This window comes from Pseudomonas sp. K2I15 (assembly GCF_002204795.1).
GTDB lineage: Bacteria > Pseudomonadota > Gammaproteobacteria > Pseudomonadales > Pseudomonadaceae > Aquipseudomonas.
Genome location: NZ_NIXO01000002.1, coordinates 95,252 through 110,264 on the forward strand (window position 1 = coordinate 95,252; position 15,013 = coordinate 110,264).

The 15,013-nt window shown below is 58.8% G+C and carries 18 protein-coding genes and 1 tRNA gene; 7 read left to right on the top strand and 12 right to left on the bottom strand.

Annotated elements, in window-relative coordinates:
* Positions 1–379: 379 nt before the first annotated feature.
* From CEC48_RS02615 to CEC48_RS02625, 3 genes are all read right to left on the bottom strand, one after another.
* Positions 380–988 (bottom strand): LysE family translocator, encoded by a 609-nt coding sequence (locus CEC48_RS02615; protein WP_088422313.1) that lies wholly within the window; start codon positions 986–988, stop codon positions 380–382.
* Positions 989–1,225: 237 nt separating this feature from the next.
* Positions 1,226–1,549 (bottom strand): helix-turn-helix domain-containing protein, encoded by a 324-nt coding sequence (locus CEC48_RS02620; protein ID WP_088422465.1) that lies wholly within the window; start codon positions 1,547–1,549, stop codon positions 1,226–1,228.
* A 79-nt stretch (positions 1,550–1,628) separates the two neighbouring features.
* Positions 1,629–2,150, bottom strand: coding sequence for a DUF1993 family protein (locus tag CEC48_RS02625; RefSeq protein ID WP_088422314.1), 522 nt, complete (start codon positions 2,148–2,150; stop codon positions 1,629–1,631).
* A 147-nt stretch (positions 2,151–2,297) separates the two neighbouring features.
* Between CEC48_RS02625 and CEC48_RS02630 the strand changes: the two genes are divergently transcribed.
* The 5 genes from CEC48_RS02630 (at position 2,298) to CEC48_RS02650 (ending at position 5,545) form a co-directional block, all read left to right on the top strand.
* Complete coding sequence (locus CEC48_RS02630) at positions 2,298–3,254, top strand: glycoside hydrolase family 6 protein (RefSeq protein WP_256579652.1); 957 nt, start codon at positions 2,298–2,300, stop codon at positions 3,252–3,254.
* A gap of 87 nt (positions 3,255–3,341) precedes the next feature.
* Positions 3,342–3,971, top strand: coding sequence for a CatB-related O-acetyltransferase (locus tag CEC48_RS02635; protein WP_088422315.1), 630 nt, complete (start codon positions 3,342–3,344; stop codon positions 3,969–3,971).
* Positions 3,972–3,973: 2 nt separating this feature from the next.
* Positions 3,974–4,201 carry a hypothetical protein gene (locus CEC48_RS02640; RefSeq protein WP_088422316.1) on the top strand — a complete coding sequence of 76 codons (228 nt, stop codon included), beginning with the start codon at positions 3,974–3,976 and terminating at the stop codon, positions 4,199–4,201.
* A gap of 440 nt (positions 4,202–4,641) precedes the next feature.
* On the top strand, positions 4,642–4,884 hold the full coding sequence (locus tag CEC48_RS02645; protein WP_088422317.1) for a DUF6124 family protein: 243 nt from the start codon (positions 4,642–4,644) through the stop codon (positions 4,882–4,884).
* A gap of 376 nt (positions 4,885–5,260) precedes the next feature.
* On the top strand, positions 5,261–5,545 hold the full coding sequence (locus CEC48_RS02650) for a DUF3761 domain-containing protein (RefSeq protein WP_088422318.1): 285 nt from the start codon (positions 5,261–5,263) through the stop codon (positions 5,543–5,545).
* 79 nt (positions 5,546–5,624) lie between these two features.
* Here the strand turns inward: CEC48_RS02650 and CEC48_RS02655 are convergent, their stop codons facing one another.
* The 4 genes from CEC48_RS02655 to CEC48_RS02670 form a co-directional block, all read right to left on the bottom strand.
* Entirely contained in the window at positions 5,625–6,422 is a 798-nt protein-coding gene (locus CEC48_RS02655) for a phosphodiesterase (protein ID WP_088422319.1), read from the bottom strand.
* Between the two features lie 63 nt (positions 6,423–6,485).
* Entirely contained in the window at positions 6,486–6,884 is a 399-nt protein-coding gene (locus CEC48_RS02660; protein WP_256579653.1) for a hypothetical protein, read from the bottom strand.
* A 504-nt stretch (positions 6,885–7,388) separates the two neighbouring features.
* Positions 7,389–7,462: transfer RNA gene (locus CEC48_RS02665), tRNA-Cys, on the bottom strand.
* A gap of 214 nt (positions 7,463–7,676) precedes the next feature.
* Positions 7,677–9,974 carry an acylase gene (locus CEC48_RS02670; RefSeq protein ID WP_088422320.1) on the bottom strand — a complete coding sequence of 766 codons (2,298 nt, stop codon included), beginning with the start codon at positions 9,972–9,974 and terminating at the stop codon, positions 7,677–7,679.
* 242 nt (positions 9,975–10,216) lie between these two features.
* Between CEC48_RS02670 and CEC48_RS02675 the strand changes: the two genes are divergently transcribed.
* Positions 10,217–10,594: a fe2+ zn2+ uptake regulation protein gene (locus CEC48_RS02675; protein ID WP_088422321.1), complete on the top strand. Its 378-nt coding sequence runs from the start codon at positions 10,217–10,219 to the stop codon at positions 10,592–10,594.
* A 1-nt stretch (position 10,595) separates the two neighbouring features.
* Here the strand turns inward: CEC48_RS02675 and CEC48_RS02680 are convergent, their stop codons facing one another.
* Positions 10,596–10,790: a hypothetical protein gene (locus CEC48_RS02680; protein WP_088422322.1), complete on the bottom strand. Its 195-nt coding sequence runs from the start codon at positions 10,788–10,790 to the stop codon at positions 10,596–10,598.
* A gap of 173 nt (positions 10,791–10,963) precedes the next feature.
* On the opposite strand from CEC48_RS02680, the gene CEC48_RS31475 reads away from it, so the two are divergent.
* Positions 10,964–11,104, top strand: a complete 141-nt coding sequence (locus tag CEC48_RS31475; RefSeq protein WP_176438651.1) for a hypothetical protein — start codon at positions 10,964–10,966, stop codon at positions 11,102–11,104.
* Between the two features lie 58 nt (positions 11,105–11,162).
* Here CEC48_RS31475 and CEC48_RS02685 read toward each other — a convergent pair whose 3' ends face one another.
* From CEC48_RS02685 to CEC48_RS02700, 4 genes are read right to left on the bottom strand one after another with little or no spacing between them, the layout of a single operon-like run.
* Complete coding sequence (locus CEC48_RS02685) at positions 11,163–11,921, bottom strand: ABC transporter permease (protein ID WP_176438654.1); 759 nt, start codon at positions 11,919–11,921, stop codon at positions 11,163–11,165.
* 14 nt (positions 11,922–11,935) lie between these two features.
* A complete protein-coding gene (locus CEC48_RS02690; RefSeq protein ID WP_088422324.1) occupies positions 11,936–13,135 on the bottom strand; it encodes an ABC transporter substrate-binding protein in 1,200 nt (399 codons plus the stop codon).
* Positions 13,122–13,925, bottom strand: coding sequence for an ABC transporter ATP-binding protein (locus CEC48_RS02695; RefSeq protein ID WP_088422325.1), 804 nt, complete (start codon positions 13,923–13,925; stop codon positions 13,122–13,124). Before CEC48_RS02695 ends, CEC48_RS02690 begins: the two co-directional genes overlap by 14 nt.
* Positions 13,922–14,983, bottom strand: coding sequence for an acyl-CoA dehydrogenase family protein (locus CEC48_RS02700; protein WP_088422326.1), 1,062 nt, complete (start codon positions 14,981–14,983; stop codon positions 13,922–13,924). Before CEC48_RS02700 ends, CEC48_RS02695 begins: the two co-directional genes overlap by 4 nt.
* Positions 14,984–15,013 lie beyond the last annotated feature (30 nt).

Consider the following 15,013-nt stretch of genomic DNA (forward strand, 5'->3'; position numbering starts at 1 on the left):
GCGCACAAAAGGTTAGTTCCTTGACTGGTTCAAGCGCCAGCCCCCCTTAGCCATAGCGCCACTGCCCACTGTCTATTCCCTGATACCCGAAAATGATCATCCACGGTTTACCTGCTCCTGCTGCGCCCCGACTCATCTGATACGCTTTTTTCTTGCGCATCTGCCCCTGTATCGGAACTCGCCCTGCCCTGACAATAGACCCACTCCCGACACGCCCGTGGAGCCCGACAGGAACCGTCCTGCCGGCCCGTTCATTTCGGAGGCCTTATGGCTAAGATGGCATTTTTCCTGTTCGGTTTTCTTGCACTGACCATCGCGATTGGTCTGCTTGCCACCATCTCACCGGTCTAGGGATCACCGCCTGGGTTTTGAGGGCGTTTCAGCCCGCAAAAAACATCGGGTACAACGACAGCACCAACAACCCCGCCATCGACCAGTTGAACACCCTCAACCAGCGCGGCTCGCGCAGCACATTGCGCAGGCCGCTGCCACAACCGGCCCATACGCAAACGCTGGGCAGGTTCACCAAGGCGAACACGGCGGCAATCAACAATACGTTGGTGACATAGCCGTCGGCAGGCGTGTAGGTGGTGATCGCGCCCAACGCCATGACCCAGGCTTTGGGGTTGACCCACTGGAATGCCGCCGCACCGAGAAACGTCATGGGTTTGCGCTCGTCATCGGTGTCATCGGACATGGCGCTGGAGGTCGCAATTTTCCAGGCCAGATACAGCAAATACGCCGCCCCCACATAACGCAATACGGTGTAGGCCCAGGGTAACGCCTTGAACACTTCACCGAGCCCAAGGCCCACGGCGATCACCAGCAACATGAAGCCAATGCTGATGCCTAGTGCATGGGGAATCGAACGGATAAAACCGTAGTTCACCCCGGAAGCCAGCAACATGGTGTTGTTGGGGCCAGGAGTGATCGAGGAGACAAAGGCGAACAGCGCAAAGGCTGAAAGCAGGCTTGAAGACATGAACATGGGGCGACATCCGAACGAGATACTGTGGCCATGACAGTAGAACGTTGCGCTGGCACGCGCCCCGTACAGCTACGGATAGATACAGGCATACACTTCGTCAGGCCTACGCTAGCAACAAGCGCCCGCCCCGTGGACAGGTCCACCACACCCAAACCGCACCCAGTACCAGCAAGACGATTATCACGAGCTTCAAGGCTTCTCCGAACACGGGAACGACATACAGGATTCCGGAGTGCGTTAACCGTCGGACAGCGATGAGGTGATCTGCGCAATCGCGTCCTGATCCATCCCGTCCAGCGTGCGGTAGTGGTTGATGATCAACGCTTCCTTGTCGCTCAGCGCGTCATGGTTAATAACCGCCCGCTCCCCTGTCAGCACGTAAAGCACGTCCACGCCCTTGCGCCGCAGGGCAACCAGGTAATCGGACTTGGGCAAACGCGCACCACTCTCGTAGTGAACCTGGGCATTGGCGGCCACACCGCCAATCGCGCCAAATTGCTGTTGAGAGAGCCCAAGAACCTTGCGTTCTTCTTTAAGGCGAGCGCCGAGCTGATCGTCCATGGTGGGTACCTCGATAAGCGTGTTTAACATCCACCATACGCTTATATGCAGGAACAGGGCCCACTCATTCGGATGGGGCCTATTGCGCGCGCATGAAAGCGAACATGTGCGGCACGTAATCGGCCTTTCCGAGCGGCACGCCGTTATGGCGGAGGATGTTGTAAGCGGTCATCAGGTGGAAGTAGAACTGCGGAAGGGCCCAATTGACCGCGTATTCGTGGGCCGTCATATCAAAAATGATGCCGTCGGGAAGCTCGATGGCGACTGGCCGCCCGCTGCTGGCGTCGATAAGCGTGCGATCTGCCGTGGCAAGGGTTTGCAGCGTTTGCTCAATCAACCCCCGCGCCTCGTCCAGGGTGGTGGGCGTGCTCAGCGCTGGCAGCGGCTGGTGAGTGAGACGCTGGATCGCTTCCTGGGCCTGGGTGCACGCAAATCGGATTTGCGTTGCTAGCGGATGCATGTCCGGCGCCAGCCGTGCGTTCAGCAGGTTTTGTGGGTCGTAACCCAACTCGTGGGCGTGGGATTCACCTTTGGAGAGAAGACCCTTGAGCGACCGCAACATCTGCGCAAAGCAGGGGACGGTGATGGCATAAATCGACATCGTTCTTCCTTGACTGGATGCTTGGCGCGGGAGCATGCCATGGCCATGATCCACACAGCTACCCTGCAAGCTTCATCCACCTTCACGTGACGCCGGCGGAGGGCTGACTTACCTTGGCCGCCCGCCTCTCTTTTGGTTTCTAGCATAATGAAGATAGCGACCCTTGCCGCCGGCATTATCTACTTGTCGCTGCAGCCCGCTGCTGCCCAGGCGAGCGATGGGTTCTACGTCAACCCGCAGTCCACCGCCGCACAGTGGGTGCAGCACAACCCCGGCACGCCTGCCACCGCAAGGATCCGCGCAGCGATTGCCAACGTGCCCAGCGCCCTGTGGCTGACCGGCACCAGCCAGGCCACAGGCATGCTGACCGACCGAGTGAGTCGTTACGTATCGGCCGCCGCCGGCACCGATAAAACCCCAACCCTGGTGGCCTACAACCTGCCCGACCGTGATTGCAGCGGCGGCGCCTCGAAGGGTGGCGCGCCGAATGCCACAGAGTACCGGGCCTGGATCAACCATTTGATCGATGGCATTGGAGACCAACCCGCGGTGGTTATCCTGGAGCCGGATGCACTGGCCGATATGCAGTGCCTGGACAAGAACAAACGCTCCCGGCGGCTGGCGCTATTCAACTACGCCGTGTCGGGGTTCAAACAGCGCGCGCCTCATACGGATGTTTACCTGGACGCAGGCAATCCGGGCTGGAAGTCTCCGGGCGTGATGGCTGATGCGCTGAATGCCGCCGGCGTGCAACAGGCGCGGGGGTTTACCTTGAATATCGCGAACTTCTACACCCTTGCCCAGGTGCGCAGTTACGGTGACGCGATCAATGCCAGGTTGTTAAGCGAATACAGCTATACAAAAGCCATCGCGGTGGACACGAGCCGCAACGGCAATGGTGCTAACCCCGGCGACTGGTGCAACCCCGCAGGTCGCAAGCTCGGCATTGCACCGCAAGTGCTTTCGCCACAGTTGCTTGCCCTATGGATCAAACTCCCGGGTAATTCGGACGGAGCGTCTTCACCAAAAACCGATTGTCATGGAGGCCCGGCGGCAGGCAAATTCAGCGCCGAGTTGGCGCTTCGCCTGATTGATGGAAACTAAGGTGCCCCAGGCTATTGAGCCTTGCATCGCCCGGCCTCATTGCTCAGGATAGCGCTCTTCATCTCAACACCGGCAAAAGGCTACTGCATGAAGCTGTTGCGTAAATGGCGTGAACATCAAGCGCGCAAGGCACTGCGCGCACTTCCCCAACTTGAGCGTGCTACGCAAAAGTTGCGCAATCGCTACCCCAAGTACACGTTTGGTGTCGGCACCTACGGCGATTTGAAAGTTCACGACTGGAACGAAGGCACCACGTTACGCGTAGGCGCTTATACGTCCATTGCCGGCAACGTCGAAGTGTTTCTGGGCGGGCATCATCGTACCGACTGGCTGAGTTGCTACCCCTTCCCCGCCAAGATCGAAGAAGCTGCGCATATCACCGACTTCGGCGGCAGCAAAGGTGACGTGGTCATCGGGAATGATTGCTGGATAAGCTCGCGGGCGATCATCCTGTCGGGCATCACCATCGGCGATGGCGCCGTGGTTGCCGCAGGCGCGGTCGTGACCAAGGACGTTGCGCCTTACGCGATTGTGGGCGGCAACCCGGCCAAGCCCATCCGCTGGCGGTTTGATGAGCCTACACGACTGATCCTTGAGCAGTCGGCCTGGTGGAACTGGCCGGTCGCAGAGGTACGTGAAGTGGCGCACTTGCTGTGCAGCACTGACATAAAGCCCTTTGTCGATTATTTGAAGCAGAGGGCCACCAAGGCGAAATAACCATGACGATCCATGAAGAAAATCCATCGGCAATCAACGTGCGTCAGCACCCGCTAGGGTTTTGGCGCTGGTTGCCCATCGGGTTTTTGATGGGTTTTATCGCGATAACATCGGTGATTTTATTGGGCGCGCAGCCACCTGAGTGGATGTTTGTGGCGCTTAACCTTGGCTGGGCGATTGTTGCGTTGGCGCTGTTGGTAAAGCTTTCGGGTGTGTGCTGCGCCAAGTGATGCAACAACGCGCGTCGCGACTCCAGAGGCACCGCCAAAAAACCCGTAAACGCCTCCCTGTTTTTTAAAGGCCAGCAAGGCAAATAGCTTTAGCTTGCGGGACATTTCCTAGAGAATCTTTCGGCCTTGTGCCCGCTGGAATCACTGGCTAGTCTTCGCTCCGTCGCTGCACATCAGCGACCGGGTGTGAGAACCTGGAACCAGTAGGCGCCAAGCGCCACTACCGTCTATAGCATTCTCTATGGCGGCTGTGTGCGGGCAGACTTCGGTCTGGCCGGAGTCCTACTGTCCGGTATTCTCACCCTGCACATAGCTGCCACCTTTTTGTCGAGTGAGACCGACACGAGGCTGGCTCCAGCCTCAGTAGGAGCTTATGCATGGACAATTTCGTTCCAGACCCACCTCGTACCACCCGGGACCGCTAGGCTTTTGATCGCGCGTTGAGCCACTACCTGCAACCCGATCCCCTCCCTCATCCGATATTCACCGTTCACAAAGACGTCAGTTTTGAAGACGCCATCGCCCAAATATCTGAATTACTGCGCTGTGCAGCCGCAACGGCTGAAGGCTCTGTGCAGGGTTCAAACGGGGGAAACCGCGACATGGCGCGCTCCACCGCGCACCTGATCGACATGGCCAGGACCCTGGCGGATCAAGCGCTGGATTGTTTCAAACCGCACTAACGCCGTATGGGGACTGATTCAAATAAATCAGTCCCTTTTACCTTCGCGCACCATCATTGGAGGGAGCAAGGCTGCCCCGGCTACCAACTTCTTTGCGGTGATCTGGCCGCGCATCCAGCATCGATGGAATACCAATAGCAGGGTTTGATTCAGAAATAGTGGCACTATGCCTTATCAAGCGCCACGCAAGGGATGATAATGGCTGCCGTAACAGCGAATACACGTCCAGCGAAGGCGCCGATTTCCCTACCCAAAACGATCAATAATCAACGAGCCACCCTGGTCCTGCGCCTGCAAGCCCAAGGACTGTGGTTGCGCCAATTTCGGCGCAGATACAACTGGGCCGCCGCCCGCGACACTCAAAGGATTGGTCCCCGTGAAACTAGCCTATCTGGCTCTTGCTGCCTGCTTGATCTCTCAGCCCGCATTCGCAAAGGCTAAAACCGATCCCCAACAAGACTTACTGCCTGATGAGTCTCAGTTGATCGAGCATGGATCTTACTTAAATAGCGACGGAAAGACTGTACACAGCCCAGCCCATACTAAATCAGATAGTAAACCAGAGGGGGCGACAGCCAGATGTCGTGACAGCTCCTACAGTTTTAGCCAACATCGGCGTGGCACGTGCTCACGCCATGGAGGCGTAATGGCTTGGCTGTAGATGCACGTGGTTTTTAGGTGGTTTACAGCTATCTTGCGCGTAACACCTACTGTCGGTCACCGCGCATGAAACACCGCATTCACGCGAACGGCATGGGACCAGGAAAACTCCCTATAGGCACCCAATGCGTAATGATGCCGGTATCGGGCTTCCAATGGTGAAGCAGCATGGCTGGTGGCTCAATAAAGGACGCTTCAAGCGCATGTGGATCAAACTGCAAAGCAATGGCTGTAGTAGTACTGGGCGCAGTACACAGCACTGAGCCACCGAACCGTAATTGCATCGACCGATGGATGTGCCCGCACACCACTCGCTCGACTGCAGGAAAGCGTTGTATGACATTCGCCAGGCTTTCACCGTTTTCGCATCCATAAATATCTATATATGGAATACCGCTGAGAAAGGGATGGTGATGCATCATGATCAGCGTGGGCCGTTCTGGCTCTTGCGCTAACGCATTTTCAAGCCACTCCTTCGATCGAGCATCAAAATTGCCGTGATGTTTCCCAGGCACGGTGATGTCCAGACCGATGATTCGAACGGGGCCAAACTCGCAGGCAACAAAATTGAAGGGTTCCAAGTCCACACCATACGACTCAGTCAGGTGTGCGGCTCGAAATTCGCGTCGATCATCGTGGTTGCCTGGGATAATCAGTACGGGCTGCTTTAATTCGGACAGCAGTTTCTTTGCCATGATGTACTCGGCAGGCGAACCTCTATCCACGATGTCTCCCGTCACTATCACGACATCTGGAGCGGGATTAAGAGCGTTCAAATGTGCGATAGCTGCTTCACACATAGCATTAGAATCTACCAAGCCTTGATAAAGCTGGCCCTGAGGCCTGATATGTAGATCCGATAAGTGCGCTATTAACATACCAATCCTCCCAAGATCGCCCCGATAAAGTCCCGATGGAATGTATCGCCGCCCGAAGTGTGGCTACGCACTCCATTGGCGCTGATAGGCCGCGACGTGCTCAGGAAAGACATCACCATAGGCTGGGTACTCGATTCCCAGAACGCTCAGCTCTATTGCGTCTTCCCCACAATCAAACGAGTAGTCAGCAATGGATACGCCAGCAGCTCGAATTTCCTCTGCGCCCACAATACGCACAGTAAACTTGAAATGGCGCTGATCACGCTGAGCGAATGTTCTGACTTGCTCCTGGATTCTGGAATACCCAAGGCCTGGCACAAATACACCGAACGCAACCCCCATGGGCGGATCGCCCAGCTCTAAGTCGGACCAACCGATGTGCTGCCCATCACTAAAAACTTCAAATCGTGGCATGGAAATGACCTGAAAGAGCACAGCTGAATTTCCCGAAGGATAACTCATGAACTTGATAGCCAGCATTTTGGAAAGCGGGCATCGATCTCGCTGATCCAGTCTCGCGCCATCCTGAGAGTCGGTGCGCGCTTGCTTATGGACTTGGCATCCATTCGGACCCGTCAATAATCACCAAGTCTGGCGTGGTAACTGGCATGGATATGCGTGAACACGGCATGCAGAAAAACTATGCAGAGATATCAGCAATTAATGACAAAGCTATGCAAGAGATAAGGGGTGAGCCCGACTCCCCAATTAAAGGATGAGAGGCCCGCGCCCAAAAAATCACAGAGTCTGAGTTTTGCAAAAAATATCTGAGCAGTCTGCAACGAGCCACGGCCAGTCTTGCGAAGCACCTGGCGGCGACCATGAAGGGTGGCCGGATCGGGATGAGGGCTCAGTAATAAGCTCCGCAAATGTGGCAGCCGGTGCAAAACGCGAACGTCGGCGCCTGCCCTTTTCCCGCACCCAATAAAAAACCCCGTAGACGTTAATCTACGGGGTTTCTAAGAGTGGAGGCCGAGGTCGGAATCGAACCGGCGTAGGCGGATTTGCAATCCGCTGCATAACCATTTTGCTACTCGGCCTCAAACGATCAATGCCTTACAACCGACATTCACCGCATACAAACTTGAGTGGGCTATGTGAAGCTTGCCTCTACTCTATCTCATTGAAAACATTGAAGTTTTTAATGCTTCAGTGCGTTCGATGGGCGCAATTATGTACTCATTTGCCAGGGCTTGCAACCCCTTGATTTCAAAAAATATTCTCTCAAGGGGCGGCAATTGCCGGTGGGCCACCCTACCGCCCGGCTTCATCCTTGTCACGGATAACCTGCAATTGATACTGCGGGTCAGCCTTGATCTGCTGCTCGGTAAACGGCAGCGGCCTGAGTTTTTTCTCGGAAAACGCCTGGGTCTGGTCCTTGAAGTATTTCGACGCCGGGTCGCTGGACAACGAGAACGCCAGCACGCCTGCGGCTTGCGGGCCTTTCTCATCGAACGTCACGATCTGCAAGTAGCTGCTGCCGCTGACCACCTCGCGTTTGCCATCGGCCCGGGGCACGCTTTGCATGGCGTTGTACACGCCCAGCTCTTGCGGCCCGCCATGGATTGGCGTTTGGCCCGACACTTGAACGTCACCCCAGCGGCTGTCGGAGGTCAGTCCACGCTTGGCAACGTCGGCGGCGGACGCCAACATCGCTTCACGCAGCGCCTTGGCCACGCCTGCCCGCTCAATTGCCAGCCCACGCGGCGTGGTCAATGGCTGCGCCGGGTCGAAGCCCACCTTCCACGCGTCAGGCGCTTGCGCCAGTTGCTCTGCCAGGTTGATGAAGTGCACCAGGCCCACGCCGCTGTCGAGGTTGGCCCGCTGGTCCCAGCTTTTCAGGCTGTCGCACACCGATTTCACGGCAGCGTCGGCATCCGCGCAGAATTTCAGCAGGTCGGGCATGACCTGGCTCGCGAGATACACCTGGTTGTCCATGACCATGTTCTGCAAGTCGGTGACGGTGATCGGGTGTTTGTCGAGTTCCTGCAAGCGCTGCAAGGCGAAACGGGCACGCGGGCCCAGGCCGATCTTGTCCTGGCTGATCACCGGCGAGAAACCGGTCAACGGTGCCTTGGGGTTGACCATCCACGCCGAGTCGTTGGAGTGCTGCACATAGTCGGTGCGCTCCAGTTGCGGTAATTGATCAGCGGGGAAAATCCCGGCCTGGGCCGCACGCGGGTCCACGTCCCAGGCGCAGGCGCTGCGGGAACCGTCGAGCATGATGAATTGCAGGCCGACGCGCGGATCGCTGCACTGCGCGAGTTTTTTCGCGCTGACGTTGGGCACCACCGACAGGTTCATGTACAGGCTTTGGCCCTGGTCGTCCGCCGCCAGGGTGTTGACCCACGGGATACCTTGCAGGGTGTGCACCGAGGTTTGCAGTTCCTTGAGATTCGCGGCGCGGTTCATTGCGTACCACTGTTGCAGCACACGGTCGTTGCCCAGGTTGGCGTCCCGCAGGCTGAACGCATATTTTTTATCCCAGTCCAGCTTGCCCGGCCATTGCACTACCGGGCCGAACTGCGAGCTGTAGACCGTGCGGGACTCCTCCTTGATGCTGCCGTCGGCGGCTTTTACCGCCACCTTGATGCTGGCTTTATCCATGGGCACAGATTTGCCATCCAGCAGATAGCGAGTTGGGTCCTTCGGGTCCAGGGTCAGGCGGTACAGCGTGAAGTGCTTGGAGGTATCAACGGTGTGCGTCCAGGCCACGTGCTGGTTGAAGCCGATATTGATCACCGGCAGGCCCGGCAAGGCGGCGCCCATCACATCCAGCTGGCCTGGGATGGTCAGGTGCATCTCGTAGAAACGCATGCCGCCGACCCACGGGAAATGCGGGTTGGCCAGCAACATGCCACGGCCATTGAACGAGCGGTCGCGGCCTACTGCCACGGCGTTGCTGCCGCGGTCCAGGGCGAAACGTTGCTGGTTGGCGGCGGCGACCTCAAACGCCTTGGCATCCACCCGCGCGACGGCATTCGGCGGCATGGCGCCCACCACGGCTTCGGCAAACTGCCCGACGCCACCTTCCACCAGCAGCCGACGAGTCAGCTTGACCAAGTCTTCGGCGGTGATCGGCCGTACCCAGGCGGCCTGGCACTGCGCCGGCAAGCCCTGGGCGGTACGCTCCTTGAGGTAACGGTTATAGCCGGCCACATACCCTTCAATGCGCTGCTGCATCGCCGGGGTTTGGGCCTTCCAGAACGCCGCGACAGCTTCGGGCGTGTTCAGCCAGGTGAAGAACACGTCGTTGGCGAGGTTGTTGCGCCCTTCCAGCGTCGCCTGCTCGGGGCCAAAGTACCTGGCGCGCTCGCCGTTAACCGTCACCACCTCATTGGCCAGCAGGCACAGGTTGTCTTGGGCATAGGCGTAACCAATGCCATAACCCAGCCCGCGCTCATCGCTGGCCCGGATATGCGGGACACCAAAACTGGTACGGCGGATCTCGGCCGAAGCCTGTTGTTCCTGTACCCGCGCCGTGGCCGAAAGACTCAGCCCCAGTAACGCCCCAGCCACGCACACCCTGAACAACCCGTTGGAAATAATCACGCAGACTCCACAGCCAAATTAAACACCGTGACGAGGGACAGCTTCGCCAACACCTCAGTTAAGACGTAAAAACCGGGAATAATTTAGCAGCCGCAGACGTTTTTTCGGATATATCGATATGTCTCCAGGGTGTTACCGACAAAATTTCTACATCCCGCGCTTCATGATTTGCGCTGTTCGTACGTCTTATTAGTTAAGAGCGCCATCATTTTCCTGATCAGGCTCTGATAAGGAGTTTTTGCATGTACAACCCGCAACTGCCCACGGAAGGACACTCATCCATGCATGACGCAGGTTTTGCCTCCGGCGACCAGGCGTTCGGCAAGGCGCCGGAACATGGCAACCAGCGCATTCGTCATTTGCTCAAGTGCTTTGGCCTGCGCACCAGCCTGATCCGGCTGAAGGTCATTGACGCGCTGCTGAACGCCGCCGACAACCAGCGCTCCCTCGGGGTACGGGGCGTGCACAGCCATTTGTTGGAGCTGGGCATCCCGTTGTCGTTTCTCAGCGTGCGCGAGGTGCTCAAGCGCTTGTGCACCGAGGGCGTTATCACCCTCAACGCCGACAAGAGCTACAGCCTGCATGAGCAGGCTGCCAAAGTCCTGGAAGGCCGGGACTGACTCAGAGGTTAGGCTTGACCTTGCGGCGCATCACTCCGTTGATCACCACCACGGTCACCGCCACGGCAATGGCTATGGTCTGGAACGTTTTTTCGCTGATGACCCCATTGCCCTGCAGGTAGGACAGGCCAAACATCGTCCCCAGCACTACCAGGGAAATCAGAATCGAGTATTTCAAACGTTGCTTTTGGGTCATGACGGGGTCCTGAAGCTAAAAAATTGTATCCACTTTGTATCGGCTGCCACACCAAGCACATACCCAATGGCGGGGATGGAATGGGGTCGGCAGGGTCTCATGTTACAGGCGATGTAAAACTTTGGCTCGTCCAACGCCTGATAGAACCTGTGAGAACCTTAGAGGATTTGGAAATGCTCCGTCGAATCACACTGCTGATTCCCTTGCTGATCATGCTGAGCATGAGTGGCTGCATCATTTTCCCCCACGGCGGCGGCGGTTGGCACGACCATCGCTACTACGACGGCGGCGGGCCGGGGTATTACCATCGCTGATCAGGCGGCATAAACAACAAACCCGACATCGAGTCGGGTTTGTTATGAAAGGCCAGGCTTAACTGTTTGCCCCATGCACCCAACGCTGATGCAACCACCGCGCAAACGCATCCAGGGCAAACCCCAGCAAGCCGATCAGCAGCACCATCGCCATCAGTTCCGAGTAAGCCAGCCGGTCACGGGTGTCGAGGATGTAGTAACCCAGCCCCGCACTGACCCCGAGCATTTCGCACGGCACCAGCACGATCCACAGAATGCCGATAGCCAGGCGCACGCCGGTCAGCACGTGCCCCATCACCCCGGGAATAATCACCCGGCGCAAGGTTTCCAAGCGCGTGGCGCTCAGGCTTTTGCTCAATTGCAACCAGCGCGGGTCCAACTGCCGCACGCCCGCCGCCGTATTCAGCAAAATCGGCCACACCGCCGCGAACGCCAACAGGAAGTAAATCGGCTGGTCGCCCACGCCCATCAACATCACCACGATGGGCATCCACGACAGCGGCGAAATCATCCGCAAAAACTGGAAAGCCGGCGTGGTCGCCGCTTCCAGCTTGCGCGAACTGCCCACCAGCAAGCCCAACGGCACGCCAATCAGCAACGCCAGGAACAGCCCCACGAAGATCCGCTTGAGGCTGACGGCGATGTTCAGGTACAGCTCGCTGCGCCCCAACAATTCCCACAGACTGGCGAGGGTCGCCGACAGCGAAAACCGCGCAGACAAACCGTCTGCACTGCCAAACACCCTCACCCCCAACCACCAGAGCAACAACAATCCTGCCAGCCCGCTCAAGCCAAGCAACCAGCCCGGCAACGCCAAGGTTTTGCCGTTGTTCAAACGCCAATCTCCTCGGTTCGTTCGAAGCCTTCCGGCAAGCCAAAGGTCTTCATGCCACCCACTGCTGCAATCGCATTGCGTACGAAGCGATCGTCCACCAGATCTTTGGCGACGAAGGCCGGATCCAGGTCGGCGAGGAATTTCTTGTCGCCCTCGATCAGCGTGTCTTTCAGGCGACGCACCAGCTCTTCGGTGTAGCTGGGGAATGGATACGGTTGGAAGTCGATGCGGTGCTCGTCCCAGTTCGCATGCTGGATGGCGCCGTCGGCAAGGTACGCCGCACGGTCGCTGGCAGCAGGCGCCAAGACTTTACGCAGCACCGGTTCTGCATGCGGCGTATAGCGGTTTTCGCCGTCCTTGGACAGCAGCTTCACCGCCTCTTCACGGTTGTCGCGGGTCCAGACCTGCGCCTTGACGATCGCATTCACCACCTTCTGCGACCATTCCGGGCGGTTGGTCAGGTCGTGCTCGTGCATAAACACCACGCAGCATGCGTGATTGCGCCACACGTCACCGGTAAAGCGCTGCACGCGGCCCACGTTAAGGTTTTCGGCCAGGGCGTTGAACGGCTCGGCGACGATGTAGCCGTCGATGCGTTTGCTGGCCAGGGCCGGCGGCATGTCCGAGGGCGGCAACACGATCAGGTTGACCTCGTTGGCGGCAATCGCGCTGCCGGCGGCACGCGCCACCGGCGTCAGGCCGTTGTCGCGGAACAACTGCTGCACCACCACGTTATGGATCGAGTACCAGAACGGAATCGCCACCGACTTGCCGCCCAGTTGCTTCACATCGGTAATGCCTGGCGATACGGTCAAACCCGAGCCGCCTACGTGGTTCCAGGCCACGACCTTGGCCGGGACCTTGCTGCCATAACGCGCCCATACCGTCATCGGCGACAGCAGGTGAATCACGTTGACCTGGCCGGAAATAAACGCCTCGATCACCTGTGCCCAACTGCGCAGCAGCACCGGGCGCTCGGCCTTGATGCCTTCGGCTTCGAACAGGCCATTGTTGTGGGCTACCAGCAACGGCGTGGCGTCGGTGATCGGCAAGTAGCCGATGCGTACCGGTGCGTCCGGCTCACTGGCCGCCCGGGCCTGCAAGCTGCTCAGCAGTGGCAAGGCTCCGGCGGCACTGAGCACGGCCGAGAGTTTGAGAAAATCACGGCGCGAGTGAGTGAGGTCATCCAGACACATGGCAGGGCTCCAGCAGTTCAGTGGGTTGGGGGTCAGTGCGGCTCGCCTGCCGTAGGGTTTTGAGAATCTCGATGCGCAGGGTGCCGATGGCTTCTACCTGTTCTTCCCGCGGTTGCGGCAGGTCGATGCGCCATTCGCCGAGGGTTCGCGCCGGGCGGTTACCCAGTAGCAGAATCCGGTCGCTCAGCAGCAGCGCTTCGTCGATGTCGTGGGTGATCAGCACCGCCGCCGAGCCTTGCTCGCGGTTGACCTTGAGCAGCAGGTGCTGCATGTCGGCACGGGTCACTTCATCCAGGGCGCCGAAGGGTTCGTCCAGCAGCAAAACCTGCGGCTGGCGCGCCAGGCAGCGGGCCAGTGCCGTGCGCTGGGCCATGCCGCCAGACAGCGCCGCCGGGAATTGCTGGCGGGCGTGTTCCAGGCCTACGGCGTGGATCGCGTGGTCGACCCGGTGGCGTCGTTCTTCCGGGCTAAGGTGCGGTTGGCGGGCAAAATCCAGGCCGAAGGCGACGTTCTTTTCCAGGCTCAGCCACGGCAGCAGGCTGGGGTCCTGGAACGCCACCGCCACCCGCGGATGTGGGCCATTCAACGGCTCGCCGAGCAGGCTGATGCTGCCGCCCTGAGGCGCCTGCAAACCGGCAAGCACCCGCAACAGGCTGGATTTGCCAACACCGCTGGGGCCGAGGATCGACACCACTTCACCCGGCTGCAGCTGCAGGTCGAAACCTTCCAGCACCGACTTGCCCGCGTAGCCCAGGCAAATCCCCTGGGCGTGCAATACCGCCTGGCTCATAGATTGGCCTGACGGTTCAACTCGGTGCGCAACTGCACCAGGCTCGGCGTCACGATCGGCACAAACGCCGACTCGCGCCAGCGCCGGGCAAAGCCGCTGCCGTGAGCGGTCAAATAGGCCTTGCCGCCGCTGGCTTGCAACTCAAGTTGAACAGCGCTGGCAGCCGTTTCCGCAAGGGCAATGCGCAGGCGGAACAACGGCACCGGCTCTGTGCCGAAGCGGCCGGCCAGTAAACCTTTCTTGAGCTCGTTGACCGACTGTTCAAGCGAACTGCGCAGCACTTCCAATTCTTCGCGCAACACGGTGCGGCTGGAGCCCAAATGATTGGCCACCTCCGCCAGCGAACGCCGGGCCAGGCCAATGGACATGCCGCATTGCAAACCCAGAAACGCCGGGCGTACTGCCGGCAGGAACTTGCGCGCATCCTCATGCAGCAACCAGTCGCGGCTCAGCTCAACCGCTTCAAAGCCCAGGGCTGCGGTGTTGCTGGATTGCAGGCCCAACAGTTCCAGGTCACGGGAGCGTTGCAAGCCGGCCACCGAATCGGGAATCGCCAGGATAAACGGCGCGCCACCCTGAGCATGCTCGATGGCTGCCGCTACCACAAAACCATTCTTGCGCAGGTTGGTCACCCAATGCAGGCGGCCATTGAGGTTCCAGCCATCATCGGTTGGCTCGGCGCTGATCTGCAACGACTCGATGCCGGAGAGAAATTTCATGGCGTTGGACAGCCCGGTCGCCCCGGCGAGCTTGCCGCTCAGCAGGTCCGGCAGCAGTTGCTCGCGCAAGCGCTGGTTCGGGCTTTGCAACAGATACTCGATAAACGAGCGTTGGCCCCAGAAGACGAACGCTGATGCCAGGGAATGACTGGCCACATCCGCGATGGCTTCTACCGCGCCCGTGACATCGCCGCCCAGGCCACCTAGCTCCTTGGGCACACCGATACGTAATACATTGGCCTCTGCCAGCCGTGGCAGCACTTCCTGCGGATCGCAACTGCCCACGTCCAGGGCCTGCGCTTGAACATCGAGCCAGCGGCTCAAGACTGGGTCAAGCATTCATGTTTCTCCTTGTTACAGCATGTTTAC

Excerpts from the sequence above, each read along its gene's own strand:
- CEC48_RS02660 (WP_256579653.1), bottom strand. The coding sequence starts at position 6,884 with ATGAGTTATCCTTCGGGAAATTCAGCTGTGCTCTTTCAGGTCATTTCC.
- CEC48_RS02675 (WP_088422321.1), top strand. The coding sequence starts at position 10,217 with ATGTACAACCCGCAACTGCCCACGGAAGGACACTCATCCATGCATGAC.
- CEC48_RS02680 (WP_088422322.1), bottom strand. The coding sequence starts at position 10,790 with ATGACCCAAAAGCAACGTTTGAAATACTCGATTCTGATTTCCCTGGTA.
- CEC48_RS02695 (WP_088422325.1), bottom strand. The coding sequence starts at position 13,925 with ATGAGCCAGGCGGTATTGCACGCCCAGGGGATTTGCCTGGGCTACGCG.
- CEC48_RS02640 (WP_088422316.1), top strand. The coding sequence starts at position 3,974 with ATGACGATCCATGAAGAAAATCCATCGGCAATCAACGTGCGTCAGCAC.
- CEC48_RS02615 (WP_088422313.1), bottom strand. The coding sequence starts at position 988 with ATGTTCATGTCTTCAAGCCTGCTTTCAGCCTTTGCGCTGTTCGCCTTT.
- CEC48_RS02690 (WP_088422324.1), bottom strand. The coding sequence starts at position 13,135 with ATGTGTCTGGATGACCTCACTCACTCGCGCCGTGATTTTCTCAAACTC.
- CEC48_RS02655 (WP_088422319.1), bottom strand. The coding sequence starts at position 6,422 with ATGTTAATAGCGCACTTATCGGATCTACATATCAGGCCTCAGGGCCAG.
- CEC48_RS02635 (WP_088422315.1), top strand. The coding sequence starts at position 3,342 with ATGAAGCTGTTGCGTAAATGGCGTGAACATCAAGCGCGCAAGGCACTG.
- CEC48_RS02625 (WP_088422314.1), bottom strand. The coding sequence starts at position 2,150 with ATGTCGATTTATGCCATCACCGTCCCCTGCTTTGCGCAGATGTTGCGG.
- CEC48_RS02620 (WP_088422465.1), bottom strand. The coding sequence starts at position 1,549 with ATGGACGATCAGCTCGGCGCTCGCCTTAAAGAAGAACGCAAGGTTCTT.
- CEC48_RS31475 (WP_176438651.1), top strand. The coding sequence starts at position 10,964 with ATGCTCCGTCGAATCACACTGCTGATTCCCTTGCTGATCATGCTGAGC.
- CEC48_RS02630 (WP_256579652.1), top strand. The coding sequence starts at position 2,298 with ATGAAGATAGCGACCCTTGCCGCCGGCATTATCTACTTGTCGCTGCAG.
- CEC48_RS02700 (WP_088422326.1), bottom strand. The coding sequence starts at position 14,983 with ATGCTTGACCCAGTCTTGAGCCGCTGGCTCGATGTTCAAGCGCAGGCC.